The 26,595-nt window shown below is 68.0% G+C and carries 23 protein-coding genes; 17 read left to right on the top strand and 6 right to left on the bottom strand.

The features are described from left to right. Positions 1 to 2 precede the first annotated feature (2 nt). A complete protein-coding gene (locus ACK4I0_RS03295) occupies positions 3 to 920 on the bottom strand; it encodes an NAD(P)/FAD-dependent oxidoreductase (protein ID WP_409607965.1) in 918 nt (305 codons plus the stop codon). Between the two features lie 132 nt (positions 921 to 1,052). Here ACK4I0_RS03295 and ACK4I0_RS03290 point away from each other — a divergent pair, with 132 nt between their 5' ends. From ACK4I0_RS03290 to recF, 11 genes are all read left to right on the top strand, one after another. After that, a complete protein-coding gene (locus ACK4I0_RS03290; protein WP_409607963.1) occupies positions 1,053 to 1,541 on the top strand; it encodes a hypothetical protein in 489 nt (162 codons plus the stop codon). After that, positions 1,541 to 1,759 carry a helix-turn-helix transcriptional regulator gene (locus ACK4I0_RS03285; RefSeq protein ID WP_409607961.1) on the top strand — a complete coding sequence of 73 codons (219 nt, stop codon included), beginning with the start codon at positions 1,541 to 1,543 and terminating at the stop codon, positions 1,757 to 1,759. The genes ACK4I0_RS03290 and ACK4I0_RS03285 overlap by 1 nt, the downstream gene beginning before the upstream one ends. Positions 1,760 to 1,796: 37 nt before the next feature. Further along, positions 1,797 to 2,585: an enoyl-CoA hydratase-related protein gene (locus ACK4I0_RS03280; RefSeq protein ID WP_409607959.1), complete on the top strand. Its 789-nt coding sequence runs from the start codon at positions 1,797 to 1,799 to the stop codon at positions 2,583 to 2,585. A gap of 81 nt (positions 2,586 to 2,666) precedes the next feature. Next, positions 2,667 to 3,389, top strand: a complete 723-nt coding sequence (locus tag ACK4I0_RS03275) for a hypothetical protein (RefSeq protein WP_409607957.1) — start codon at positions 2,667 to 2,669, stop codon at positions 3,387 to 3,389. 58 nt (positions 3,390 to 3,447) lie between these two features. After that, positions 3,448 to 5,910 (top strand): type ISP restriction/modification enzyme, encoded by a 2,463-nt coding sequence (locus ACK4I0_RS03270; RefSeq protein ID WP_409607955.1) that lies wholly within the window; start codon positions 3,448 to 3,450, stop codon positions 5,908 to 5,910. Beyond that, positions 5,903 to 6,172, top strand: coding sequence for a hypothetical protein (locus ACK4I0_RS03265; protein WP_409607953.1), 270 nt, complete (start codon positions 5,903 to 5,905; stop codon positions 6,170 to 6,172). The genes ACK4I0_RS03270 and ACK4I0_RS03265 overlap by 8 nt, the downstream gene beginning before the upstream one ends. A gap of 141 nt (positions 6,173 to 6,313) precedes the next feature. Next, positions 6,314 to 6,583 carry a 30S ribosomal protein S20 gene (rpsT, locus tag ACK4I0_RS03260; protein ID WP_409607951.1) on the top strand — a complete coding sequence of 90 codons (270 nt, stop codon included), beginning with the start codon at positions 6,314 to 6,316 and terminating at the stop codon, positions 6,581 to 6,583. A 504-nt stretch (positions 6,584 to 7,087) separates the two neighbouring features. After that, positions 7,088 to 8,497: a chromosomal replication initiator protein DnaA gene (dnaA, locus tag ACK4I0_RS03255; protein ID WP_409607949.1), complete on the top strand. Its 1,410-nt coding sequence runs from the start codon at positions 7,088 to 7,090 to the stop codon at positions 8,495 to 8,497. Between the two features lie 129 nt (positions 8,498 to 8,626). After that, positions 8,627 to 9,745, top strand: coding sequence for a DNA polymerase III subunit beta (gene dnaN / locus ACK4I0_RS03250; protein ID WP_409607947.1), 1,119 nt, complete (start codon positions 8,627 to 8,629; stop codon positions 9,743 to 9,745). 5 nt (positions 9,746 to 9,750) lie between these two features. Then, positions 9,751 to 10,230: a hypothetical protein gene (locus ACK4I0_RS03245; protein WP_409607945.1), complete on the top strand. Its 480-nt coding sequence runs from the start codon at positions 9,751 to 9,753 to the stop codon at positions 10,228 to 10,230. Positions 10,231 to 10,234: 4 nt separating this feature from the next. After that, positions 10,235 to 11,356: a DNA replication/repair protein RecF gene (recF, locus tag ACK4I0_RS03240; protein ID WP_409607943.1), complete on the top strand. Its 1,122-nt coding sequence runs from the start codon at positions 10,235 to 10,237 to the stop codon at positions 11,354 to 11,356. Between the two features lie 22 nt (positions 11,357 to 11,378). On the opposite strand, the gene typA is transcribed toward recF, so the two are convergent. The 4 genes from typA to ACK4I0_RS03220 all read right to left on the bottom strand — a co-directional run bounded on the left by typA (position 11,379) and on the right by ACK4I0_RS03220 (position 16,167). Further along, positions 11,379 to 13,211, bottom strand: coding sequence for a translational GTPase TypA (gene typA / locus ACK4I0_RS03235; RefSeq protein ID WP_409607941.1), 1,833 nt, complete (start codon positions 13,209 to 13,211; stop codon positions 11,379 to 11,381). Between the two features lie 149 nt (positions 13,212 to 13,360). Further along, positions 13,361 to 14,299, bottom strand: a complete 939-nt coding sequence (locus ACK4I0_RS03230) for a pirin family protein (protein ID WP_409607939.1) — start codon at positions 14,297 to 14,299, stop codon at positions 13,361 to 13,363. A 10-nt stretch (positions 14,300 to 14,309) separates the two neighbouring features. Further along, entirely contained in the window at positions 14,310 to 15,620 is a 1,311-nt protein-coding gene (locus tag ACK4I0_RS03225) for a hypothetical protein (protein ID WP_409607937.1), read from the bottom strand. Between the two features lie 58 nt (positions 15,621 to 15,678). Beyond that, positions 15,679 to 16,167 (bottom strand): Lrp/AsnC family transcriptional regulator, encoded by a 489-nt coding sequence (locus tag ACK4I0_RS03220; protein ID WP_409607935.1) that lies wholly within the window; start codon positions 16,165 to 16,167, stop codon positions 15,679 to 15,681. Positions 16,168 to 16,311: 144 nt separating this feature from the next. Between ACK4I0_RS03220 and ACK4I0_RS03215 the strand changes: the two genes are divergently transcribed. The 6 genes from ACK4I0_RS03215 (at position 16,312) to ACK4I0_RS03190 (ending at position 25,244) form a co-directional block, all read left to right on the top strand. Continuing rightward, entirely contained in the window at positions 16,312 to 17,559 is a 1,248-nt protein-coding gene (locus ACK4I0_RS03215) for a thiamine pyrophosphate-dependent enzyme (RefSeq protein ID WP_409607933.1), read from the top strand. 59 nt (positions 17,560 to 17,618) lie between these two features. Then, positions 17,619 to 18,686 carry an alpha-ketoacid dehydrogenase subunit beta gene (locus ACK4I0_RS03210; protein WP_409608093.1) on the top strand — a complete coding sequence of 356 codons (1,068 nt, stop codon included), beginning with the start codon at positions 17,619 to 17,621 and terminating at the stop codon, positions 18,684 to 18,686. 1 nt (position 18,687) lies between these two features. Continuing rightward, positions 18,688 to 20,346 (top strand): 2-oxo acid dehydrogenase subunit E2, encoded by a 1,659-nt coding sequence (locus ACK4I0_RS03205; protein WP_409607931.1) that lies wholly within the window; start codon positions 18,688 to 18,690, stop codon positions 20,344 to 20,346. A gap of 1 nt (position 20,347) precedes the next feature. Next, positions 20,348 to 20,788 carry a hypothetical protein gene (locus ACK4I0_RS03200; protein ID WP_409607929.1) on the top strand — a complete coding sequence of 147 codons (441 nt, stop codon included), beginning with the start codon at positions 20,348 to 20,350 and terminating at the stop codon, positions 20,786 to 20,788. After that, positions 20,788 to 22,182, top strand: coding sequence for a dihydrolipoyl dehydrogenase (gene lpdA / locus ACK4I0_RS03195; protein WP_409607927.1), 1,395 nt, complete (start codon positions 20,788 to 20,790; stop codon positions 22,180 to 22,182). The genes ACK4I0_RS03200 and lpdA overlap by 1 nt, the downstream gene beginning before the upstream one ends. 188 nt (positions 22,183 to 22,370) lie before the next feature. After that, positions 22,371 to 25,244 (top strand): M16 family metallopeptidase, encoded by a 2,874-nt coding sequence (locus ACK4I0_RS03190; RefSeq protein WP_409607925.1) that lies wholly within the window; start codon positions 22,371 to 22,373, stop codon positions 25,242 to 25,244. A 67-nt stretch (positions 25,245 to 25,311) separates the two neighbouring features. Here the strand turns inward: ACK4I0_RS03190 and lysA are convergent, their stop codons facing one another. Further along, complete coding sequence (lysA, locus tag ACK4I0_RS03185; protein ID WP_409607923.1) at positions 25,312 to 26,586, bottom strand: diaminopimelate decarboxylase; 1,275 nt, start codon at positions 26,584 to 26,586, stop codon at positions 25,312 to 25,314. Positions 26,587 to 26,595: the final 9 nt, after the last annotated feature.

Raw genomic sequence — 26,595 nt, 5'->3', positions numbered from 1 at the left:
CGTCACGTCCTCAAGGTGTGGCCTTCCTGTTCGCGCAGCCAATTGTGCGCCTTGGTCGCCGCGATGGCGCCGTGGCCCATGGCGACGGTGATCTGATCCAGCCCCTCGACCACGTCGCCAGCCGCCCACAGACCCTCCACGCCCGCGCCGAACGGGCTCTCGGGCGCCAGACAGTCGCCCTGCCCCTGCGGCGCGCCCAGACGCACGGCGAGTTCGCTGCGCGGCCGCAGACCCAGCGCCGGATACAGAGTGTCGACCGTGACCACCTGCCCGCCTTCCAGATGCACCACCATGCGGTCGGAGTGGGGCTCCAGTCGATCCAGCGCGCCCTGCAGCACCCGGACGCCGGCGGCCTTCAGCTGGGCCGTCTCGTCGGCCGTCAGCTCCGACCAGTTCAGCGGCATCAGCGTGACGTTCGAGGTGAACTGGCGCAGGAAAAGCGCCTCGGCCGCGCCGTTGCTGTCGCAGCCGATGACGCCCATGACGCGGTCGGTGCCCTCGTAGCCGTCGCAGATGGGGCAGTATCGCAGGACGCCGTCGGCGATGGCGCGCTGGTGCACCTCGGCCGGCAGATCGACCTCGTTCATGTCCACCCCAGTCGCCACGATCACCGCCCGCGCCGTCCAAGAGTCCTGGGCGGCGTTCAGGATGAAGCCGTCGGGGCGGCGCGCGATGTCGTCGATGCGCGCCTCGATGATCTCGGCGCCGACCTCGGTCGCCTGGCGCTGCATCAGATTGACCAGGGCGCGGCCGGAGATCCCGTCGGGAAAGCCCGGCACATTGTGGGCCATGGGTCCGCGCAGCGCGCGACTGGTCCCGTCGTGCAGCACCACCACCCGCCGGTGATAGCGCGCCAGATACAGCGCCGCCGTCAGCCCCGCCGGGCCCGCGCCCACGATCGCCACATCCGCAGTCTGCATCGCACGCCTCCGGTCGGCCGAACGAGGGGGAAGCTAAGCGGTTCCGTATGTCAAACAGTACGGACTCGATGTATTATTTGTTTGACACCGTGTCGGCGATCTGCGACATCGAAGCCATCAACGGAGATCGTCATGTCGTTTCGTGAAAAGCACCTGTGGATCAGCCTCATCGCCGCTTTCGGCGTCTGGGGCGCATACTTCTGGCACTTGGGCTCACAAGTCGCGGACGGCGCCCTGGCGCGCACGGACTTCGCCGCGCACATGGGCGGCGTGTTCGCCCTGTGCCTGATCGGCGTGGTGCTGCTGGAGATCGTGCTGACCTTAATCGCTCAGGCCACGACATCCAGGATCGACAAGACCCGGCGCGACGAGCGCGAGATCGCCGCGGCCCTGAAGGGCAGCCACGTGGCGCTGATGGCCCTGATCGCCCTGGTCGTCAGCCTGGCGATCCTGGTCTATTTCGCCGGCCTGGTCGGCGGCAATCTTGTCGACGGGCGCGGCGCCTACACCACCGACGTCAACGCCATGGTGCTGCTGGCCAATGTCCTGATCGCCTGCGTCGTCATCGCCGAGGCCCTGAGGGCCGGGGTGACGCTGGGTATGCTGCGAGGGCTGCGCTGATGGGCAAGGGGCCCCCGCCGATCGAGAACCGCATCCGCGAACTGCGCTTCCACGCCTCGGAGATGACCCAGGCCCAGCTGGCCGAACGCATCGGCGTGACCCGCCAGACCGTGGTGGCGATGGAACAGAACAAATACTCGCCCAGCCTGGAGGCCGCCTTTCGCATCGCCCAGGTCTTCGGCGTGGAGATCACCGAGGTGTTCCAGTGGCGCGGCTGAGCGGCTAGACCGGCTCCACACAGCTGAGGAGCCCGCCATGGCCGACACTTACGACAATCTGCTGATCGAGCGTCACGCCGACGGCTATGCGGTGGTCACCCTGAACCGGCCCGAGGCGCTGAATGCGTTGAACTCGGCCCTGTTCAAGGATCTGGCGGACTTCCTGGACGCCGTCGAGCACGACGACGCGGTGCGCTGCCTGATCCTGACCGGCTCGGGCGAAAAGGCCTTCGCCGCCGGCGCCGACATCAAGGAGATGGCGGACCAGACCTACGCCCAGATGTATACGGGCGACTATTTCGCCCTGGGCCACGACCGGATCACCCGGTTCAGGAAGCCGATCATCGCCGCGGTCAACGGCTTTGCGCTGGGCGGCGGCTGCGAGCTGGCCATGCTGTGCGACTTCATTATCGCCAGTGAAAAGGCGAAGTTCGGCCAGCCCGAGATCAACCTGGGCGTGGCGCCCGGCATCGGCGGCTCGCAGCGGCTGACCCGGCTGGTGGGAAAGTCAAAGGCCATGGACATGGTCCTGACGGCCCGCATGATGGACGCCACCGAGGCCGAACGCGCGGGCCTGGCCAGCCGCATCTTCCCGCACGACGCCCTGCTGGACGAAGCCCGCAAGATCGCCGCCCGCATCGCGGCCCAAAGCCCCCTGGCCGTCATGGCCAACAAGGAAATGGTCAACGCCGCGCTGGAGACGACCCTGACCCAGGGCGTCCAGTTCGAACGCCGCCTGTTCCACAGCCTGTTCGCCTTTGAGGACCAGAAGGAAGGCATGGCGGCGTTCGTGGAGAAGCGGAAGCCGAGCTTTACGGGGCGGTAGGAGTCAGGCCGCGCGCGGCTTGCAACGCAGGGGCGAAGCGGCTGATGCTCCCGTAGCTACGCACGGGGGCGGGATACGGGCATGATTACAGAGAACCAGAACCAGGTGCTCAAAGCCTATGCCCGAAGGGTCCGGCAAGAACGGCGCGCGCACCCGGCAGCCACCGAACCCGGCTTGGCCCCCGCCTTTCACCAAATGCTGGTGGAACTCTTGCCGCATCTTCCGGCCGCACCGAATGACATCGTGCCGCTGGCTGAATTCATCAATGCCGGGGTTGGTCGACCGGACATTGCGCTTAAGCGCCCAGGCGAGCAGGCCCGAGCCTTTATAGAGTTGAAGGCGCTCGACAAGCCAACCGACGGCCGCCGCTGGACCACCGCGCATGACCGGCGTCAGTTCGGCCGATTCTGTGAGCTGCCTATCTGGCTCACAAGCAACTTTCATGGTCTTCGGCTTTATGAACGCGACGAAGATCAGGGAAACGCCGATCTAGTTCCAGAGGCCGCGCTTGACCCCAATCGAGACGAGGCGGCGGCCGACAGGCTGATCGACGCCCACGATCCGACTGCCGCCCTCAACCTTTTGGAACGCCTGGCCCAGTCCGACCCGCCCCAGGCCAAGGACGCCGAGCATCTGGCCGAGCTTCTCGCGCATTCGGCCAAGCTCGTGCGCGGCATCGTGCGCGATCGGCTGGCGGAACTGGCGGCGGACGGGGTGACCGGCACTCCGCTCCATCAGGTGCGACAAGAGTTCCGCGACGTCCTCTATTCCCACCCCCGAGGCTGGGGGCTACTCTTCCACTGATTTTGACGATCTGTTTTCCAGCGCCTTCGCCCAGACCCTGGCCTTCGGTCTGTTGCTGGTGCGCGAGGCCACGGGCGGCAAGCGCCTGGACGACAACGCCTACAAGGAAATGCCCGACGAGCATCCGTTGATGCGGACAGCCCTGCGCGTCCTCAGCCTGCCGGAAGTCGCCGCCGACGTCGGCATCGGCTTCCAGGTCATGCTCCAGACAGTCAACGGCTTCGACCCCGACATCCTGGCGATCCGCAAGGACGGCTCCGACCCCATCCTCTACTTCTACGAGTTCTTCCTCGAAACCTTCGATCCGGCGGCCCGAGAGCGATACGGCGTCTACTATACCCCGGTCGAGGTAGTGCGGTTCATGGTCGGCGCGCTCGACCGGGCGCTGAAGCAGGACTTGAAGACCAAAGGCATCGCCGATCCGGCTGTGCATATCCTGGACCCCGCGACGGGCACCGGCACCTTCCTGCTGGGCGTCGCGGATCGGTTGCGGCGAGAGGTCAGCGAGACGGACGGACCAGGCCAGGCCCCGGCCGCCCTGCGGGGACTGGCGTCGCGCATGTATGGGTTTGAGCTGCTGATCGGCCCCTATGCGGTCGCCCATTATCGCCTGCACCACGCCCTGGCGCGCGACAAGGACGGCAAGATCGATCCGACGTTCAGGCTGCCGCGCCTGGGCGTCTATCTGACCGACACTCTTGCGGAACCGAACGCGGCGGCGCCAGCCGGGGCGTTGGGCTTCGTCTCCGAAGGCATTCAGGACGAGCGGGCTGAGTCGAACCGCATCAAGACCCAGCAGCCGATCCTCGCCATCATCGGCAATCCGCCCTATCGGCGGCTGGAGGTCGGCGAGAACGAAAGCCTCGTCGGTCGGTGGATGGACGGGGTCTGGGACGACCTGAAGAAACCCGTGCGCGACGCGGGCTGGGGCAATCAGCTGAACACCTTCCCGGAACTGTCCGTCGCCTTCTGGCGCTGGGCCCTTTGGAAGCTGTTCGAGGCCAACAACGCGCCGAAGAAGGGCGTGGTCGCCTACATCTCCAACCGCAAATATCTGACGGGCAAGCCCTACGCCGGCCTTCGCAAGATGCTTCGCGAGCGGTTTGACCGGATCGAGATCTACGACTTGCGCGGCGACGGCAGAGCTGGCGCGAGGGCTGGTATCGAGGGCGACGGGAACGTCTTTAACATCCTCACCGGGGTAGCCATCACCGTCGCGATTGCAGATGGATCGAAGGCGGAAGGAGATTTGGCGCGCATCGACTATGTCGATGCGTGGGAGCAAGGGCGGGCGTCTCGCGGTTCGAAGCTCGCCTGGATGTTGGAGGGGGAACCTGCGGGCGCACTGTCCGGCGCGGTGGAGGTTGATCGGGGTCTGCTTGACGACATGCGCCCTGTGCCGTTCCTGAACGGATCGCTGATCTCGATCTTCGAGGCCTTTGAGTTTGGCTCGTCGGGTGTGGAGACGACTCGAGACCATTTGGCCTACGGATTCTCGCCAGATGATCTCGAACAGAAGATCGTTCATTTCGACACTCTTATCGGTGCCACAGCCGAAGCAGAGTATGCCACCTCGCGTAAGGGCGCTTTTGCGACAGCTCACGGCAAAGGGTGGAACCCACACGCGGTACGCTTTGCCTCCTATCGTCCATTTGACAACCGCCCCGTTTATAACCAGCCCGGGTTTGTCGATTGGCCATGGCCAAAACTTCAGAGAGCTTGGGGCGCTATAAACGCTGGGCTCTTCGCGATGCCTTTCGGCACTTCGATGGGTCCGGCTGTCTGGTGCCACGGCCTCATCCCCGATCGCCACGCCTTCCGCGGTAGCTACGGCGGCTACGCCTTCCCCCTCTATGACCGCCGCCCCGGCCATGGCCCTCACAACCTGAAACCCGAGCTCGTGGCCGCCCTGTCCGACGCCTACGGCTCGGAGGTCACGCCCGAGGCGATGTTCGACGCAATCCTCGCCCTGTTGTCGGCCACCTCCTACACGACCCGCTTCGCCGAGGACCTGGAAGACGTGTTCCCCCACATCCCCTTCCCGGCCAACCGCGCCGTGTTCGACGCCGCCGCCTCCGTGGGCGCGGAAATCCGTGCGGTCCAGACCTTCGCCCGCCCGCCCGCCGAGGCCTTCACCAAGGGGGTCGCCCTGGCGCAGACCGCGCCGAGCGGCAAGCTGCGCCCCATCGACCCCCGCGACCTAGACGGCGCCGCCCTGACTCTCTGCGAGGACGGCTCGGGCCTGATCTCGCCCATCCCGCGCGAGGCGTGGGATTTCGCCGTCAGCGGCTATCGCGTCGTGCCGCGCTGGTTGGCGGCGCGGGCAGGCCTCGACGCCACCGCGCCCGATTTCATCCCCCAGCTTCGCGATCTTGTGGGTCGTGTCGGAGAGCTTATTGACCTGAACCTCCGCGCCGATAGCCTGTTGATCCAGACCCTGGACGATCCCCTGAGTCGCGACAGCCTCGGCTTCGCCTTGGCGGACGCCGCTGCAGAGACCACGACACCCGACGATGAGTGACCAGTTCAGCCTGTTTGGCGAAGGCGGCGACCGCCTTCAGGCCCCGGTGCCCAAGCCGGTGGACCATGAGGCCCGCGCCCGCGCCAAGCTGACCCGCGTGCTGGAACAGGCCCGCGCCGCTGACCGCATGCCTTGGGACGACCGGAACGTGCGAATGTGGCAAACCGTGTTTCCTCAAATGGCGCGGTGGCTTCCCGACGAGGAAGCCGAGCAGATGACGCGGGCCTTCCAGCATGAGATCGCACGCTTGAAGGCCGCATAGGCTTGGCGTCCTGCCCGGCGGGCGGCGTGAGAACCAGACTCTGCGTTGACCCTCGCGGCGTCATCCGCTATAGGCCCGCCCTCTTGAGATTTCCGCGCCGTGGACGGGTGTCTGCGGCGTTTTCGTTCGAAGGTTTTATCGATGGCTAACAACGCTGGCGCCCGCAAGGCGATCCGCAAGATCGAAGCGCGGACCGAAGTGAACAAGGCCCGCCGCACGCGCGTGCGGACCTTCCTCCGCAAGTTCCAGGAAGCGGTGACCGGCGGCGACGCCGAGGCCGCCAAGTCCGCCTTCATCACGGCCCAGTCCGAGCTGATGCGCGCCGTGTCCAAGGGCGTGGTTCACAAGAACACCGGCTCGCGCAAGGTGAGCCGTCTGGCCGCCCAGCTGAAGAAGATGTCGGCTGCCTAAGACGGGGCGACCAACCTTCGCGCGTCAGGGGTTTTCACACCCCCGTCATACGAAAATCGAGTGATTACAACGGCGAGGAAGCGCGAGCTCCCTCGCCGTTTTGCGTGTCCGCCGCAAGTGCGACAGCCGTCATCAACCGCTACGATTGTGGCGAAACCGTCATTTTCCTAGACGGGATCGACCCTTAGCGGAGTCAAACGATTTAAGTGCGAATCGGGAGTCGAATCAGCGTTGATTCTCGAGGCGCGCGGCGTAAGTTTTGCCTCTCAACGCCCTTCCGACCCGGCGGTCTCCGCCGGGAATGAAGACGGTGCGACGCCGTTATGATCGCGCCGGGTTGGAGCTGTCTGTTCGAGAGTACGACCCCGCCTGCAAAGCCACCGGCTTCGCGGGACAGGAGAGATCGTCCCGAACGCACGGCCTCCGAAGGGCGCGGTTCGGTTGGTTTTTCTTTCTGCGGCGGGGCAGTCGGCGATGGTGGGGGCGGTCAGAATGGCGAGCGGCATGACGGATCCGGAACATATCTGGACCGAGGCGGCGGGACGGCTGAAGACCGAGATCGGCGACGGTCCGTTCAGCTCCTACATCGCGCCCTCGGCCGTACGTCCGGACAACCAGGGCAATCTGGTCCTGGTGACGCCGACCGCCTATGCCCGCGACTGGGTACGCAAGAACGCGCTGCGCCGCATGAACGAGCTGTGGCTGGGCCTGGATGGCCTGAACCGTCGCCTGGAGGTGCGCTGCCGCGCGGAGATGGGCTCGGTCCCGCCGCTGGCTTCGCGCTCGACCCCGGCGCCCGCCGCCAACAGCAATGTCGTGTCCGGCCCTCAGCCGACCGTGGCCCCGGTCGCCGACGGCGCCCGCGCCGTTCGCGCCGCCGGCCTGCAGGACCGCCTGACGTTCGACAGCTTCGTCGAGGGTCAGGGCAACGCCTTCGCCCTGGCCATCGCGCGCCAGACCGCAGCCTGGGCCGACGGCCATTTCAACCCGATCTTCTTCTGCGGCCCCTATGGCTACGGCAAGACGCACCTGCTGAACGCCATCGCCTGGGAGGCGCAGCGCCTTCGCCCCGACGCCAAGGTGGTCTATCTGACCGCCGAACGCTTCCTGTCGACCTTCATGCGCGCCATGCAGGACCGGTCGATGGCCGCGTTCAAGGACAGCCTGCGCTCGGCCGACATGCTGCTCTTGGACGACGTGCAGTTCGTCGGCGGCAAGACCTCGACCCAGGAAGAGCTGCTGTCGACCCTGACCGCCCTGATCGAGGACGGCAAACGCATCGTTCTGTCGGCCGACAAGCCGCCGATGGCCCTGAGCGAGATCGAGCCGCGCCTGCGCAGCCACCTGTCGGCGGGCCTGACCTGCCCGGTGGAGGCCGCCGACCGCTCGCTGAAGATCGCCGTGGCCGAGAACCGCCTGCGCGCCCTGGCCGGCTTGGGCGTGATCCAGGGCGAGGCCCGTCCCGAGGTGCTGCAGCACCTGGTGGACCGCACCCCTGGCTCGATGCGCGAGCTTGAGGGCGCGGTGAACACCCTGGCCGCCGCCGCCGGCGCGCGCCTGTCGGGCCTGTCGCTGGACGAGGCGCAGTCGCTCCTGGGCTCGGCGCTCCGCAGCGGCCCGGAACGCCGCATCACCGTGGACGAGATCCAGAAAACGGTGGCCGACCATTTCAGCCTGAAACAGGCCGATCTGCTGAGCGAGCGCCGCACCCGCGCCATCGCCCGCCCGCGCCAGATCGCCATGTATCTGTGCAAGCAGAACACCACCCGCTCTTATCCCGACATCGGCCGCCGCTTCGGCGGACGCGATCACACGACCGTCCTGCACGGCGTGCGCAAGATCGAGGAGCTGATGGCGTCCGACGAGCAGATCGTGCGCGACGTCGAGACGCTGACGCGCAAACTGCGGGGCTGAGGGCCTTACACAGGCGGGGACAAGCTGTGGACGCCGTTTCGGCTTTCTTGCCCTCCCCGCCTGATCCGCTAGTGTCCAGGCCCATCTAGTCGCGGCGACGCTTGAGTCGCCGACCCGGGCGAAGACGACATGCAACTGACCATCGAACGATCCGCACTGCTCAAGGCCCTGGGCCACGTCCAGAGCGTCGTCGAACGCCGAAACACCATTCCGATCCTGTCCAACGTGCTGCTGTCGGCCGGGCGCGACCGCCTGGCCTTCGCCGCCACCGACCTGGACATGGAGATCGTCGACGAGGCCGAGGCCCAGGTGAACGTCGAGGGCCAGATCACGGCCCCCGCCCACACCCTGTACGAGATCGTGCGCAAACTGCCGGACGGCGCCGAGGTCAGCCTGACCTATTCGGGCGACGACCCGCGCCTGGTGGTGTCGGCGGGCCGCTCCAAGTTCAACCTGCCGGTTCTGCCGGCCGGCGACTTCCCCGTCATGTCGACCGACACGGCCGGCGTGCGCTTCGCCCTGCCCAAGGAAGATCTGGCGCGGCTGATCGACAAGACCCGCTTCGCCGTCTCGACCGAAGAGACGCGCTACTATCTGAACGGCCTGTACCTGCACACCGTGGCCGAACAAGGCATTCCCCTGCTGCGCGCGGTGGCGACCGACGGCCACCGCCTGGCCCTGGCCGAGACCCCGGCGCCGGACGGCGCGGCGGGCGGCCCCGGCGTCATCGTGCCCCGCAAGACCATCGACCAGGTGCGCAAGCTGCTGGACGACGGCTCGGGTCCGGTCGAGATCCAGGTCAGCCCCCAGAAGATCCGCTTCGAGTTCGGCCAGGCCAGCCTGACGTCCAAGGTCATTGACGGCGCCTTCCCCGACTATCTGCGCGTCATCCCGCGCGGCAACGACAAGCAGGCCGACATCGACAACTCGGTCTTCGCCTCGGCGGTCGACCGCGTAGCCACCATCTCGGCCGAAAAGAGCCGCTCGGTGAAGCTGGCGTTCGACAACGACCGGGTGAAGCTGACCGTGCGCAACATGGAAGCCGGCCAGGCTGAGGAGGAGGTCGAGATCGGCTATTCCGAAGAGCCGTTCGAGATCGGCTTCAACGCCCGCTATCTGCTGGACGTCGCCGGCCAGATCACCGGCGAGACCGCCCTGTTCAAGTTCGCCGATCCCGCCAGCCCGACCCTGGTCCTGGATCCAGGCGACCCGGGCGTGCAGTACGTGCTGATGCCGCTGCGGGTGTGACGATAGTGTCCGATCAGGACGCGTTCGCCGCCTGGACGACCAGCACATTCGAATACAGCCTGGTCATTCTGCTGGCGATGGCGGCAGCCGCGTTCGTTCTGGCAATAAGCGCATTGCAGCCCTTGGTGTTCGGCCTGTTGAGCGGTCTTTGCGCACTCGTAGCGGCCTATGCAGCGACGGGCCTGGTCAGGCCCCGACGGGTTTCGCTTTACGCCGACAAGCTGGAGATCAGGCCGGTCGTCGGACGGACCAGACACCACCTTCGCCACGAGATTGTCGATGTCCGCGAAGTGATCACCGCGCCTCACGTCGCCTTGCTGGTAAAGTTGAAGACCGCCGAGGGTCGCACCGAACGGATCACGGTCGATCATCGGCTGGCTCTGGTGGACATCTCCATCCGGCAGGACGGACGCACCGTCGGCATGCTGGCCTCCACGCGAGGACGGCTGCTGACCGACTGGGCTGGTCTGCCGCCGGTGTTGTGACGGCTTGAGTCTAACCTCCCTCACCCTCACCGACTTTCGGTCCTATCGAACCGCCCGGCTGGAGACAGCCGGCGGGGCGGTGGTGCTGCATGGGCCGAACGGGGCGGGCAAGACCAATCTGCTCGAGGCGGTCAGCCTGCTGACGCCCGGCAAGGGCCTGCGTGGGGCGACGGCCGCCGAGATGGGGCGCAGAGAGCCTGGCGAGGCGTCGGGCCGGGCCTGGGCCGTGGCGGCGACGCTGCAAGGCCCCGAGGATGAAACCAAGCTGGGCACCGGCGTGCAGTCGGCCGGCGCGGCCCGGCGCATCGTGCGGATCGACGGAGAGACGGCGCCGCCGGGCCGGATGCTGGACCATCTGCGGCCGATCTGGGCCACGCCCGAGCAGGATCGGCTGTTTTCAGACGCCCGGGCGGCGCGCCTGCGCTTCTTCGACCGTCTGGTGTTCGCCGCCCTGCCCGACCATGCGGCGACGGTGGCGGCCTATGAGAAGGCCTTGAGGGAGCGGCTGCGGCTGCTGACCGACGAGGGACGGCCGGCCGATCCGTTGTGGCTGGATGCGCTGGAGGCGCGGCTGGCCGAGACGGGCGCACGTGCCGCGGTGGCGCGGGCCCTGGCGCTGGGCGCATTGCAGGGCGGCATCGACGCGCGCGGCGACCGCCCCTTCCCGCAAGCGGACCTGGGACTTCAGGGCGAGGCGGAACAGATGGCGCTGGAGGGCGCGGACGAGGCCGACATTCTGGGCCGGATCGGCGAGGGCCTGGCGCGCAGCCGGGCGCGTGACGCGGCGGCCGGACGATCGCTCTATGGCCCTCACCGTTCGGACCTGACCGCCCTTCATCGCGAGAAAAACCGGCCGGCGGCCGAGGGGTCGTCGGGCGAGCAGAAGGCGCTGGTGCTGAACCTGATCCTGGCCCAGGTCGGGCGGCTGGCGGGCCAGGCGGCGCCGCCGGTGCTGCTGCTGGACGAGGCGCCCGCGCATCTGGATGCAGCGCGGCGGGCGGCCCTGTTCGACGAGATCGAGGCCTTGGGCCTTCAGGCCTTCATGACCGGCACGGAGGCCGGCCTGTTCGAGGCGCTGCAAGGCCGCGCGCAGTTCGTGCGGGTCGAGGGCGGAACGCTGGAATAGCGCCCCGCCCCTCGCCGGAGGCTTATTCGGGACGGACGCGCTTCTTGCGGAACGAGGGGTTCAGCGTCTGCTTGCGCAAGCGGATCGATTTGGGCGTGACCTCGACCAGTTCGTCTTCCTCGATGTAGGCGATGGCCTGTTCCAGGCTCATCTTGCGCGGCGGGGTCAGGCGCACGGCCTCGTCCTTGCCCGAGGCGCGGACGTTGGTCAGCTGCTTGCCCTTGATCGGGTTGACGTCCAGGTCGTCCCACCGCGCGTTCTCGCCGATGATCATGCCCTGGTAGGTCTTTTCGCCCGCGCCGACGAACATGATGCCGCGGTCCTCGAGATTCCACAGGGCGAAGGCCGCCGTGTCGCCGTCCGAGTTGGAGATCAGCACGCCCTTCAGACGGCCGGCGATCTCGCCCTTGTAGGGTTCATAGTGGCTGAAGACGCGGTTCAGCACGCCCGAGCCGCGCGTGTCCGTCAGGAACTCGCCCTGATAGCCGATCAGCGAGCGCGAGGGCGCCTTCAGGCTGATGCGGGTCTTGCCGGCGCCCGAGGGGCCCATGTCGGTCATCTCGGCCTTGCGGGCCGACAGCTTCTCGATGACGACGCCCGAGAACTCGTCGTCGACGTCGATCATGACGTCCTCGATCGGCTCCAGCTTCTCGCCGTTCTCGCCGGTCTGGAACACCACGCGCGGACGCGAGATCGAGACCTCGAAGCCTTCGCGGCGCATGTTCTCGATCAGCACGCCCAGCTGCAGTTCGCCGCGACCGGCGACCTCATAGGCGTCGCCGCCCTCGGTGGTGGTGACGCGGATGGCGACGTTGGCTTCGGCTTCCTTCAGCAGGCGGTCGCGGATGACGCGCGACTGGACCTTGTCGCCTTCGCGACCGGCCAGGGGGCTGTCGTTGACCGAGACGGTCATGGAGATGGTCGGCGGATCGATCGGCTGCGCGGGCAGAGCGTCGGTGACTTCCATGGCGCACAGGGTGTCGGCCACGGTCGCCTTGGACATGCCGGCGATGGCGACGATGTCGCCCGCTTCCGAACCCTCATCCAGGGCCTGACGCTTCAGGCCGCGGAAAGCCAGAACCTTGGTGATGCGTCCGCGTTCGATTTCCTTGCCTTCGCGGTCCAGGGCGTGGATCGCCATGCCGGGAACGGCCTTGCCGCTCTCGATGCGGCCGGTCAGGATCCGGCCCAGGAAGGGGTCGGACTCGATCAGCACGTTCAGCATCTGGAACGGCTTGTCCTTGTTGTCCTGCACCTTGGGCGGCGGGACGTGGTCGACAATCAGGTCGAACAGAGGGGCCAGATTGTCGTTGGGTTGGTTCAGGTCCAACGTCGCCCAGCCGTTTCGGCCCGAGGCGTAGATGTGCGGGAAGTCCAGCTGCTCGTCGGTCGCGCCGATGGCGGCGAACAGGTCGAAGGTCTCGTTGTGCACGCGGTCCGGATCGGCGTGGGCGCGGTCGACCTTGTTGATGCACAGGATCGGACGCAGGCCCATCTTCAGGGCCTTGGTCAGCACGAACTTGGTCTGGGGCATGACGCCCTCTTCGGCGTCGACCAGGATGACGCAGCCGTCCACCATGCCCAGGATGCGCTCGACCTCGCCGCCGAAGTCGGCGTGGCCCGGCGTGTCGATGATGTTGATGCGCGTCTCGCCCGCCTTGCCGTTCCAGAGCACGGAGGTGCACTTGGCCAGGATGGTGATGCCGCGCTCCTTCTCCTGGTCGTTGGAGTCCATGGCGCGCTCGGTCGTCGCCTCATTGGCTCGGAAGACGCCGGACTGGGCCAGAAGCTGATCCACCAGGGTGGTCTTGCCGTGGTCGACGTGGGCGATGATGGCGACGTTGCGAAGGTTCATTTCGGGCTCGGGCGGACTGTGTTCGGCCACGGAAGGTCCGGGCCGCTGCAAGATGCGGTGTCGGGGAGAAGCGGCGCCTCTTACAGGCATGCGTCCCGAAAGGCCAGACCGGGGGTCCGCGCCGAGGCTTCAGGTGTGGCAGAGGAGCCTCAGACTGGGTGCGTCGGCTCGGGCTTGACCTCGGCCGGCGCGGGCTCTGGCGTCGAGGGGACGTCGGGCAGAGGGATGAACTCCAGATCGTCCTCGGTCGGCAGTTTCATGCGCCCGGCCTTCCAGTCGGCCTTGGCGGCGTCGATGCGTGCCTGGCTGGAGGCGACGAAGTTCCACCAGATCAGCCGCTGGCCCACCGGCTCGCCGCCCAGGGCCATGACGCTGGCGTCGGTCGAGGCGCGCACGGTCGGCTGGGCGTCGGGCTCCAGCACGATCAGCTGGCCGGGATGGAAGGTGCGGTCGCCGACCTCGACCTGGCCGCGGGCGACGAACAGGGCCCGTTCGGAATAGCCGCCGGCGCCGCGGCCGGGCGGCGGGGCGGTCTTGACCCCGGCCTTCATCTCCCAGTGGACGTAGAAGAGCGGTGACTGCACGGCCACGCCGGCCGAGGCGCCATAGGCCTCTCCTGCCACCAGCCGCGCGAACAGGCCGTTGTTCTCATAGGCCGGCAGATCGGCCTCGGCGTGGTGGTCAAACGACGGGTCCAAATCCTCCGCCTCGTCGGGCAGGGCGATCCAGGCCTGCATGCCGTGCATAGGGCCGCCCTGGCTCTTCTTCAGCGGGTCGGTGCGCTCGGAATGCACGATGCCCTTGCCGGCCGTCATCCAGTTGACCTCGCCCGGGCGGATCGGCTGGGTGTAGCCCAGGCTGTCGCGGTGCATGATCTCGCCCTCGAACAGATAGGTCAGAGTCGACAGGCCGATGTGCGGGTGCGGCCGCACATTGATGGCGTCCGAGCCTGGGGCGAACTCGGCCGGTCCCATCTGGTCCAGGAAGATGAAGGGGCCGACCGTGCGCCGCGCATGGAACGGCAGGACGCGCCCGACCTCAAAACCACCCAGGTCCTTGCGGCGGGCGTCGATCACCATCTCGATCATGAAACTGTCCTCAGTCCAGCGCCAGGCTGGCGATGATAGCCGGTTCGGGGTCCGCTGTCCTCAAGGCGCCCTCGGCGGTGAAGGCGCTCCACTGGGAGCGGGCCACGAACACCAGACGGCCCTCGACGATCTGGCCATTCGTCGGCTGATCGATCTGGGGCAGGTTGGCGGCCAGGGTCTGAACCGCGTCGATGCGGCCGCCCTGGGCGTCGAGCGTCAGACGCAGGACGCGTTGCGGCGCGGCCCCGTTCTGAAGCGCGTACAGCGACCGGCCCTCGACGATCAGGCCGTCGATCCCGATCAGATTGGCGTCGTCGGGGGCCGCCATCCGATAGGGCGCGCCGCCGTCCAGGGGCGCGCGCCACAGGCCCGACGAATAGTCCGCCACGATCAAGGCCCGGCCGTCCGGGGCCATCACCATCCCCTGGGGCGAACCCAGTAGTCCGGCCTCCATGAAGGGCGTCAGCACCGACCCTCCCGGCTCCAGCCGCAGGATGTCGCCCGCCAGGCCGTCGGCGACGAAGACGGCTCCGTCCGGCGCCAGCAGAATGTCGCCTGGCCCGCGCGTGCGCTCGGAAGACGGCAAGGGATGGCGCGCCGCGACGCAGCCGTCGGCCAGGTCGATCGCCAGCAGCATGGAGGCCGCGTCAGGCGAAGCCCCGGAAGCAACGGCGGGCGGAGCCGCCGAGGCCACGAGCCAAAGGCGGTCGGACGCGGCGTCGATCGCCATGCCGAGCGCGCCCAACGACAGGGGCTCCGCCAGGAAAGGCCCCGTCTCTCCCGATCCGCCGGGCAGGACGACGATCGCGCGCCCCGCCACCTGCGACACCAGCCATCGCTCGCGCTTGGCGTCATAGGCCACGGCTTCCGACAAGCCCGATCCCGAAACCGTGGCCAGGGTGTCGAGGCGGTCGGCGCCGACCGGCCGACGATTGGCCTGAAACATCGCCTGGATCGGCTCGAACCCTTCCAGGTCACGCAGCGGCGCCAGGGCGGGGTCGGACGCCGGATCAAAGGCCACGCCCATGCGAGCCAGGCGGCCCAGCAGGTCAAGCGCCCCGGACATGTCGCCCAAGGCCGCAGCGACGCGCGCGCGCAAAAGGGTGACGCCCGCGTGATTGGGGACGCGCCCGGCGGCCTCGGTCAAAAGCTCGGACGCCCGGTCCAGATCGTCGGCGGTCAGAGCCTTCGCCGCTTCCGTACGAAGCCGCCTGAACGCAGCCACATCGGCCTCCGGCTGGGCGGCGAGATCCTGTCGGGCCTGCGCGGGCGAGCCGCCGAGAACGGCGGCAGCAACGGCAAAGGCCAGCAAAGTCCTCATTCGACCCTCGAATACGGCAAAGCTTATTCTTGTCGCCGCCGGTCGGGGAAGTCGAGTCTCAGGTCACATGCGGGCTGACCAGGCCCAGCGGCAGGGCGGTGACGTCCTTCACGCCGCGGGTGACGATGTGGCTCTCGCAGTCCGAGACGATGCCCAGGCTGAGCAGCTTTTCACGCAGGAAACGGTCGAAGGCGTGCATGTCGGAGGTGATGATCCGCAGCACATAATCCTCGCGTCCGGTGATGGTGGCGCACTGGACGACCTCGGGCCAGGCCGAGACCGCGCTTTCGAAGGCGTCCAGGTTGTCGGTCGACGGCAGGCTCAGCTTGACAATGGCGTAGACCTCGAAATCCAGGCCCAGCTTTGCGGCGTCCAGCAAGGTGACGCGCTTGCGGATGAGGCCGGAATCCTCCAGCCTCTTGATCCTGCGCCAGCACGGCGAGGCCGACAGGCCCACCCGATCCGCCACCTCGGCCACCGACAGGCCCGCGTCCTGTTGCAGAATATCGAGAATGCGGGCGTCGATGGGATCCAAGGCGTCGGCCACGGCGTTTCTCCGTTTATCGTTATGGCGCAATAAAATACCCGAGAACGGCGAGTTGCAAGGCGTTTTTGAGCGAGCCTCTCGCTTCGGCCCGTGCTAAATGCGGGATTGAGGAAACGCGGTCGGATCAACCAGACGGCAGGATGCATGACTGACACCCAAAAGGCCCGCAACTCGGTCCCGCTCTCGCTGCGCGTGCCCGAACCGCCCGGACGGCCCGGCGACGCGCCGGACTTCAGCCACCTGAAACTGGACCCCGCCGGAGCGGTCGACCGGCCCGAGCCGACGGCCAAGGCCGAGGCGATGCGCGATCACGCCTTCCGCCTGGTGCGGGTGCTGGACGACGAGGGCCGCGCGGTCGGACCGTGGGATCCGCGCCTGGACCCCGAGACCCTGCGCCGCGGGCTGAAGGCCATGGTCCTGACCCGCGCCTTCGACGATCGGATGCATCGCGCCCACCGTCAGGGCAAGACCAGTTTCTACATGAAGTGCACCGGCGAAGAGGCCATCGCGGTCGCCCAGGGCATGGTGCTGGGCCGCGAGGACATGGGCTTTCCCACCTATCGCCAGCAAGGGCTTCTGATCGCGCGCGGCTATCCGCTCGTCGACATGATGAACCAGATCTATTCCAACGCGGCGGACCCGATCAAAGGCCGCCAGCTGCCGATCATGTATTCGTCCAAGGACTACGGCTTCTTCACGATCTCGGGCAATCTGGGCACCCAGTATCCGCAGGCCGTGGGCTGGGCCATGGCCAGCGCCTACAAAGGCGACGACAAGCTGGCCATCACCTGGATCGGCGACGGGTCGACGGCCGAGAGCGACTTCCACTCGGCCCTGACCTTCGCCGCCGTCTATCGGGCGCCGGTGATCCTGAACATCGTCAACAACCAGTGGGCCATCAGCTCCTTCCAGGGCATCGCCGGCGGGATGGAGACGACCTTCGCGTCGAAGGGCCTGGGCTACGGCCTGCCGTCGCTGCGGGTGGACGGCAACGACTTCCTGGCCGTCTGGGCCGCGACCCGCTGGGCCGAGGAGCGCGCGCGCGCGAACCTGGGCGCCACGCTGATCGAACTGTTCACCTATCGCGGCGCGCCGCACTCGACCTCGGACGACCCCAGCCGCTATCGCCCCGGCGACGAGCATGAAAAATGGCCGCTGGGCGACCCGCTGGCGCGGCTGAAGCAACATCTGATCGCGCTGGGCGAATGGTCCGACGAACAGCATGAAGCCGCCGAGAAGGACGCAGCCGACCAGGTGCGCGCCGCCGGCAAGGAGTCCGAAGCCATCGGCACGCTCGGCCAGTCGCGCCCCAGCGTGAAGACGATGTTCGAAGAGGTGTTCGCCACCGAGGACTGGCGCCTGGTCGAACAGCGCCGCGAAGTGGGGGTCTGATCATGAGCGAGCAAACCACCTTCACCGAATCCGACCGCACCGACGGCGTCGAGCCCGACATGGTCGATCAGAACAACGCGCCCAAGTCCGAGGCTCCGGCCTCGGGCGTCCAGCCCATGAACATGATCCAGGCCCTGAACTCGGCCCTGGACGCCAAGATGAGCGAGGACCCGTCGGTCCTCAGCTTCGGCGAGGACGCGGGCTATTTCGGCGGCGTCTTCCGCGTCACCGACCACCTGCAGAAGAAGCACGGCCTGACCCGCAGCTTCGACGCCCCGATCTCGGAGACGGGCATCGTCGGCGCCGCCATCGGCATGGGCGCCTATGGCCTGCGCCCGGTCGTGGAGATCCAGTTCGCCGACTACATCTACCCCGCCTACGACCAGATCGTGTCGGAGGCGGCCAAGCTGCGCTATCGCTCGGGCGGGATGTTCACCAGCCCCATCACTATACGCAGCCCCTACGGCGGCGGCATCTTCGGCGGCCAGACGCACAGCCAGAGCCCCGAAAGCCTGTTCACCCACATCGCCGGCCTGAAGGTGGTGATCCCGTCCAACCCCTATGACGCCAAGGGTCTGTTGACCGCGGCGATCGAGGACGATGATCCGGTCATCTTCTTCGAGCCCAAGCGCCTGTACAACGGCCCCTTCGACGGCTGGCACGAGAAGCCGGTGTCGCCGTGGAAGGCTCAGGAGCTGGCGCAGGTCCCGACCGGCAAGTTCGTCGAGCCGCTGGGCAAGGCCCGCGTCATGCGCGAGGGCAATGACGTCACCATCCTGGCCTATGGCACGATGGTGTGGGTTTCGCTGGCGGGCGCCGAGCACGCGGGCGTGGACGCCGAGGTCATCGACCTGCGCTCGCTCGTGCCGCTGGACATCGAGGCCATCGAGGCCAGCGTGAAGAAGACCGGCCGCTGCGTCATCGTGCACGAGGCGCCGCGCACCTCGGGCTTCGGCGCCGAGCTGTCGGCCCTGGTCCAGGAGCGCTGCTTCTATCACCTGGAGGCGCCGATCGCGCGCGTGACCGGCTGGGACACCCCCTATCCGCACGCCTTCGAGTGGGAATATTTCCCGGGCCCGCAGCGGGTCGCAGACGCGCTGAAGTCCGTCATGTCGGGAGGCCGCTGAGATGGGTCGTTTCGTCTTCAAGCTGCCCGACGTGGGCGAAGGCACCGCCGAGGCCGAACTGGTCGGCTGGCACGTCAAGGTCGGGGACATGGTCGAGGAAGACCAGATCGTCGCCGACGTCATGACGGACAAGGCCACGGTCGAGATCACCGCCCCGGTGTCGGGCAAGGTCACCGCCCTGCATGGCGAGGTCGGCGGAATGCTGCCCGTGCGGGGTCCGCTGGTCGAGTTCGAGGTCGAGGGCGCCGGCAATGCGTCGGCGGACGAACCCGCTCCCGCGCCCAAGGTCGAGGCCGCCCCCGCTCCGGTCGAGGCGCCGAAAGCCGCACCGTCGCCGGCCCAGCCCGCGCCGGGCGCCAACCACGTCTTCAAACTGCCCGACGTGGGTGAAGGCACCGCCGAGGCCGAGCTGGTCGGCTGGCGCGTCAAGGTCGGCGACGCGGTCGAGGAAGACCAGATCCTGGCCGAGATCATGACCGACAAGGCGACGGTGGAGATCACCTCGCCCGTGTCCGGCACCGTCGTCGCCCTGCACGGCGAGGCCGGCCAGCAGCTGCCCGTCGGCGGCCCCCTGGTCAGCTTCCAGGTCGAGGGCAAGGGCAACATCGCACCTGCCCCCCTCTCCCTCGAGGGGAGAGGGGCCGGGGGTGAGGGTGGTCGCACCGCCGTGGCCGCCGAGGCACCGGAGACTCCTCCTGCCTCCAAACGTCCTGCCCACACCCCCACCCAACCCTCCCCCCTCGAGGGGGAGGGCTCTCGGAAACTGTCGGATCGCAACCAGCGCCCCCTCGCCTCGCCCGCCGTGCGCCAGCGCGCGCGCGACCTGGGCGTCGAGCTGCAGTTCGTCCCCGGCTCCGGTCCTGCCGGCCGCATCGAGCACGGCGACCTGGACGCCTATGTCTCGGGCGGTGGTCGCGGCGTCTCGACCGGCAAATCGTCGGCCTCGACCTACGCCAAGGCGGACGGCACGACCGAGGTCCGCATCATCGGCCTGCGCCGCAAGATCGCGGAGAAGATGGCCGAGAGCGTGCGCCGCATCCCGCACATCACCTATGTCGAGGAGATCGACGTGACGGCGCTGGAGGAGCTCCGCGCGCATCTGAATGCGACGAAGGCCAAGGACCAGCCCAAGCTGAACGTCCTGCCCTTCATCGCCCGCGCCATCGTCGTGGCCCTGCGCGACCAGCCGCAGATCAACAGCCACTACGACGACGAGGCCGGCGTCCTGACGACCCACAACGCCGTGCACCTGGGGATCGCCGCCCAGACGCCGAACGGCCTGATGGTGCCGGTGGTCCGCCACGCCGAGGCGCGCGACCCCTACGACACCGCGCTGGAGATCGCCCGCGTCTCGGGCGCGGCCAAGGACGGCTCGGCCAAGCGCGAGGAGCTGTCGGGCTCGACCATCACCATCACCTCACTGGGAACCCTGGGCGGCATCACCCACACCCCCATCATCAACCACCCCGAGGTCGCCATCGTCGGCCCCAACAAGATCCAGGAGCGGGTCGTGGTCCGGGACGGTCAGATGGTCGTGCGCAAGATGATGAACCTGTCCTCCAGCTTCGACCACCGCATCGTCGACGGCCACGACGCGGCGGTGTTCGTGCAGCGGATCAAGGGGCTGCTGGAGCATCCCGCGACGTTGTGGATGGGGTGACATGAGATATGTGCTGTTGGGAGCGGTTTCGGCCATTTTGATCTTGGGCGCTTCGCCCGCCATGGCATGTTCAATCGCCACGTGGACGCCGTCTGAACGCGAGAAAATCTACAGGATTTCCCAGCGCAACTTGGCGGCTGAAGCCGACACCATCTTCGTCGCTCGCGCGTCTCCCAGTCGGCCATCCGCCGACGACCCGTTCAACTCCGTCCGCACGGTAACCCCCGTGGCCATGGCCAGGGGCGAAGGGCTTTTACCGCCGGTCGAGGACCAGACGCTTCACTGCATTACGCGCCCAAGGCGAGAGGAAATCATCGTCGTCTTTGCACGAAATGACGAGAACGGCGTCTCTCGCGAGATCTCGAGCTACCCGTTGCAAGACATACGAATACCCTCTGTTCACCGGCAGGCGCGGACTGCTCTTCGAGAAGCTGAACGTTGATGCAAACCCTCAAAACCAAAGTCCTCATCATCGGCGCCGGCACCGGCGGCTATGTCGCCGGGATTCGCTGCGGGCAACTGGGCCTGGACACCGTGCTGGTGGACGGCGGCGACGGGCTGGGCGGGACCTGCCTGAATGTCGGCTGCATTCCCTCCAAGGCGATCATCCACGCGGCCAACAAGTTCGAGACCGTGGCCAAGGCGGCCGCCGGCGGCACCCTGGGCATCACGGCGTCCGCACCGGCCATCGACATGACCCAGACGGTGGCGTGGAAAGACGGCATCGTCAAAAAGCTGAACGGCGGCGTCGCGGCCCTGCTGAAGAAGGCCAAGGTCAAGGTGGTGAAGGGATGGGCGACCTTCTCCGACGCCAAGACCTGCACGGTGAAAACCGACGACGGCGACATCACCATCACCGCCGAGCACGTCATCCTGGCCACCGGCTCCGAGCCGGTCGAGCTGCCGTTCCTGAAGTTCGGCGGCGACGTCATCTCCTCGACCGAGGCCCTGTCGCTGGACAAGGTGCCCGGCAAGCTGGTGGTGGTCGGCGGCGGCTATATCGGGCTGGAGCTGGGCATCGCCTATCGCAAGCTGGGCGCCGAGGTCACCGTGGTCGAGATGGCCGACCGCATCCTGCCGCTCTACGACAAGGCCCTGACCGACCCGGTCGCCAAGTGGATGGAGAAGCACGGCGTCAAACTGATGCTGGGCGCCAAGGCGGGCGGTTTTGAGAACGGCAAGCTGAACGTCACTGACCGCGACGGCCAGGCGATCAGGCTGGACGCTGACAAGGTGCTGGTCACCGTCGGGCGCAAGCCGCGCACCCAGGGCTTCGGCCTGGAGAACATGGGCGTGGCCATGGCCGGGCCCTTCGTGAAGATCGACGACCGCTGCGCCACCAGCATGAAGAATGTCTGGGCCGTCGGCGACCTGACCGGCGAACCCATGCTGGCCCACAAGGGCTCGGCCCAGGGCGAGGTCGTCGCCGAAATCATCGCCGGTCACGACAAGCGGTTTGACCCGGTGACCATCGCCGCCGTCTGCTTCACCGAGCCCGAGATCGTCTCCGCCGGCCTCGGCCCGCAGGAGGTCGAGGGCCGCGACGACGTAATCCAGGCGGTCTTCCCGCTGATGGCCATCGGCCGCGCCCTGGCCATTGAGGCGGGCGAGGACGGCGGCTTCGTGCGCGTCATCGCGTCGAAGAGCGATCACCGTCTGCTGGGCGTCCAGGCCGTCGGCCAGCACGTCTCTGAACTCTCGAACAGCTTCGCCCAGATGCTGGAGATGGGGGCGGTGCTGGAGGATGTGGCGGGCACCATCCACGTCCACCCGACCCTGGGCGAAGCCTTCCACGAAGCCAGCCTGCGGGCGCTGGGCCACGCGATTCATCTTTGAAGGGCCGCGGTCGTCGGCCCTGCGGGACCTCCCGACCCGACGCGGCCTGGCTCTAGTGTTCGCCATGCGTGGGGGCGGTGCTCGCGGCCTCACATGAACCTTTGTTCATGAATCGCTGTCGCGCGTTGCCGTGGGCGGAACGGTCGTTAAGGTTCGGGGGCATCATCGCCCACGAGGATTTTTCGTCCATGCGCCGTGTCTTTCCGCTTGTCGCCGCAGCCGCCCTTCTGGCGCCGACCACCCCCGTCCTGGCCCACGCCGCCGCAGAAGCCCCGCCGGCCCTGACGGCCGCCCAGGCCGCCGAACTGCGCGGCGCGCCGGTGTCGGAGCTGGTCGCCCGCGTCGACATTCCGTGGTCGCGCTTCCAGCTGGACAACGGCCTGACCGTGCTGGTCCACGAAGACCGCAAGGCCCCCGTCGTGGCCGTGTCGGTCTGGTACAACGTCGGCTCAAAGGACGAGCCTCAGGGTTCGACCGGCTTCGCCCACCTGTTCGAACACCTGATGTTCGGCGGTTCCGAGAACTCGCCCACCAGCCACATCCAGACCATGAGCGCCGCCGGCGCCACGGGCCTGAACGGCACGACCTGGTTCGACCGCACCAACTATTTCCAGACCGTGCCGACCCCGGCGCTGGAATACACCCTGTTCATGGAAAGCGACCGCATGGGCCACCTGCTGGGCCAGGTCGGCCAGGAGGTGCTCGATCTGCAGCGCGGCGTCGTCCAGAACGAAAAGCGCCAGGGCGACAACCAGCCCTACGGCCTGACCTACTACGCCACGCTGGAAGCGCTGTTCCCCGAGGGACACCCCTATCGCCACTCGACCATCGGTTCGATGGCTGACCTGGATGCCGCCAGCCTGGAGACGGTGCGCGACTGGTTCCGTGACAACTACGGCCCGAACAACGCCGTGGTGGTCCTCTCGGGCGATATCGACGAGGCGACCGCCCGCACCCTGATGAACCAGTATTTCGGCCACATCCCGCGCGGCCCGGTCAACGACCCGGCCCAGGCCGACGTCCCGACCCTGGCGGCCCCGGTCGAGCAGGTTCTGCACGATCGCGTGGCCCAGACCCGCATCAGCCGCACCTGGGCCGTGCCGGGCATGCTGGACGCGGATGCGGTGCCGCTTAGCGTCGGCGCCTCCATCCTGGGCGGCCTGGCCAGCTCGCGTCTGGACAACGCCCTGGTGCGCGGCGACCAGACCGCCTCGAGCGTGTCGGCCGGCAACTCGGCCTTCCAGCGCGTCGGAATGTTCAGCTATTCCGCCATGGTCAAGCCGGGCGAGGACGAAGCCGCCGTGGCCCAGCGCATGGATGCGGTGCTCGCCGACCTGATCGCCAACGGCCCGACGCAGGACGAGATCGACCGGGTCGTGACCCAGTACGCCTCGCGCCGGATTCAGGGCCTGGAAATGGCCAACGGCAAGGCGTCGGTCCTGGCCGAAGGCCAGCTGTATGCCGGCGATCCCGACTTCTACAAGAAGGAGCTGCAGGCCTATGCGGCGGTGACGCCGGCCCAGGTCCAGGCCGCCATGCGCAAGTGGCTGAGCCGTCCGGTCTACAGCCAGATCGTGCGCGCCGGCGAGCGCGAGGCCTATGTCGAGGCCGCCGCCACGCCGTCGGGCGCCACGCCCGCCCCAGCCGCCGAGATCCAGCGCGTTCAGCGCGACCCGGCGCCCCAGATCGGCCAGGTCGCCAACGTCGACTTCCCGGCCGTCGAGCGCGCCACCCTGTCGAACGGCGTGCAGGTCGTCTACGCCCAGTCGACCACCGTGCCGGTCACCCGCGTGTCGCTTGACTTCGACGCCGGCGTCACGGCCGACCGCGCCGACCGACTGGGCGCGCACACCCTGATGCTGAACGTGATGGAGGAAGGCACCACCACACGCGATTCAAACGCCCTGGCCGAGGCCAAGGAGCGTCTGGGCGCTTCGATCAACGTCGGCTCGTCCATGGACCGCACCTCGGTCAGTCTGTCGGCGGTGACGACCAATCTGGACCCATCGCTGGCCCTGCTGTCGGACGTGGTGCGCAACCCCGCCTTCGCCCCGGCCGAGGTCGAGCGTCTGCGCGCCCAGCGCCTGACCGCGCTCGCCAATGAGCGGACCCAGCCCGCCGGCCTGGCCGGCCGCGCCCTGCCGGGCCTGCTGTACGGCGAAGCCAACCCCTATGGCCGTCCGTTCAACGGCTCGGGCGACGAAACGGTCATCCGCGCCCTGACGCGCAACGACCTGGCCAGCGAGCATGCGACCTGGATCCGTCCGGACAACATGCAGCTGTTCGTGGTTTCGGACCTGCCGCTCTCGGAGCTGACGCCCAAGCTGGAGGCTGCCTTCGGCGACTGGCGCGCCCCGTCGACGCCCAAGGGGACCAAGAGCTTCGCGGCCGACATCCCGGCCACGACCAGCCGCATCGTCCTGATCGACCGGCCGCAGTCGCCCCAGTCGCTGATCCAGGGCGGCTTCGTCCTGCCGGTGTCGGGCACCAACGACAACCTCACCCTGACGACGGCAAACGTCGTGCTGGGCACGGACTTCCTGTCTCGGATCAACGCCGACCTGCGCGAGACCAAGGGCTGGTCCTACGGGGTGCGCGGCAACATCAGCCAGCTCCAGCACCGCATGCCCTACATCATCAATGCGCCGGTCCAGGCCAACCGGACCGGCGAGGCGATCCAGGCCCTGATGGACCAGTACACGCGCTTCCTGACCGCCGAGGGCGTCACCCCGGCCGAACGCGAGCGCACCGTGCTGGGCGACACCCGCGGCCTGGCGGGCAGCTATGAGACCTCGGCGCAGATCCTGGGCGCCCTGCGCTCGAACGCGCTGTACGGCCGTCCGGATGACTATCAGGAAACGCTGGCGGGCCGCATCAACGCCCTGACGGCGGCCGAGATGGACGCCGCCGCGCGCGCCAACATCGATCCCTCGCGCTTCGTGTGGGTGGTCGTGGGCGACGCCGCGACGGTCAAGCCGCAGCTGGACGCGCTGGGTCTGCCGGTCGAGGTGCGGTCCGCCGCTCCGGCCGCGGCCGCGCCGGCGACGCCTGCGGCTCAATAACCAGGGGCGACCTTGGGGGCACGGAAGGGCCGGTCGGAGTTCGCTCCGGCCGGCCTTTTCTTTTGCGTCAGAGCCAGTCGGCCAGGGGTTCGCGTGCCAGGATGGCGTCGTAGCTGGGACGCGGGCGCACCACGGCCCAGCGGTCGCCGTCGACCAGCACCTCGGGGACCAGGGGCCGCGTGTTGTATTCGCTGGCCATGACCGCTCCATAGGCGCCGGCGCTCATGAAGACGGCCAGGTCGCCGGCCTGGAAGGGCGGCAGGTCGCGGTCGCGCGCGAAGGTGTCGCCGGTCTCGCAGACCGGGCCGACGATGTCGTGCGGCGCGGCCTCTCCCGCGCGGGCGCGCACCGGCTCCAGCGCATGGAAGGCGTCGTACAGCGCGGGCCGCATCAGATCGTTCATGGCCGCGTCCAGCACCAGGAAGCGGCGGCCGTCGGTCCGTTCCGTGACCTGGATCACACGGCTGACCAGAACGCCGGCGTTGGCGGCCAGCAGGCGGCCCGGCTCGAAGGCGGCTTCGACCTTCAGGCCGTCAAGCACCCCGGCGACCATGGCGACATATTCGGCCGGCGCGGGCGTCGCGGCGTCCCCGAAATAGGGCACGCCCAGGCCGCCGCCCAGATCGAGGCGTGTCACCTCCAGACCCTGGCCGCGCAGCCGCTCGGTCATGTCGCGCAGAACCTGGAAGGCGGCGCGCAGCGGCTCCAGCGTCGTGATCTGGCTGCCGATGTGACAGGCCAGGCCCACCGGCCGAACGTGCGGCGAGGCCGAGGCGCGGGCGTAGAGGTCCATCGCCTCCTGAACCGGCACGCCGAACTTGTCGCCCTTGCCGCCCGTGGTGATCTTGGCGTGACCGCCGGCGCCGACGTCCGGGTTGACCCGCACGGCCACCTCGGGCCGCGCCTGAAGCGAGGCGGCGACGGCGATCAGCCGGTCCAGCTCGGCGCCCGACTCCAGATTGATCTGGCGCACGCCGGCCTGAATGGCGAAGGCCAGCTCGGCATCGGTCTTGCCCACGCCCGAGAAGATGATCCGTTCGGCCGGCACGCCCGCGGCCAGGGCGCGGCGGATTTCGCCCTCCGACACGGTGTCGGCGCCGCAGCCCAGCCGCGCCAGGGTCGCCAGCACCGACAGATTGGAGTTGGCCTTGACCGCAAAGGCGATCAGGGCGTCGCCCAGCGCGTCTCGATGGGCGTCGCAGGCGTCGCGCAGCAGGCCGTAGTGACGGCGCAGCGTCGCGGCCGAATAGACATAGACCGGCGTGCCGACCTCGGCCGCGATCGTCTCGAGCGAAGCGCCCTCGGCGTGCAGGGCGCCGTCCCGAACGTCGAAGTGATGCAAGGTCGGCTT

The sequence above is a fragment of the Brevundimonas sp. genome, from assembly GCF_046295775.1.
Classification (GTDB): Bacteria; Pseudomonadota; Alphaproteobacteria; order Caulobacterales; family Caulobacteraceae; genus Brevundimonas.
This window is presented reverse-complemented; position numbering and strand designations above follow the sequence as displayed.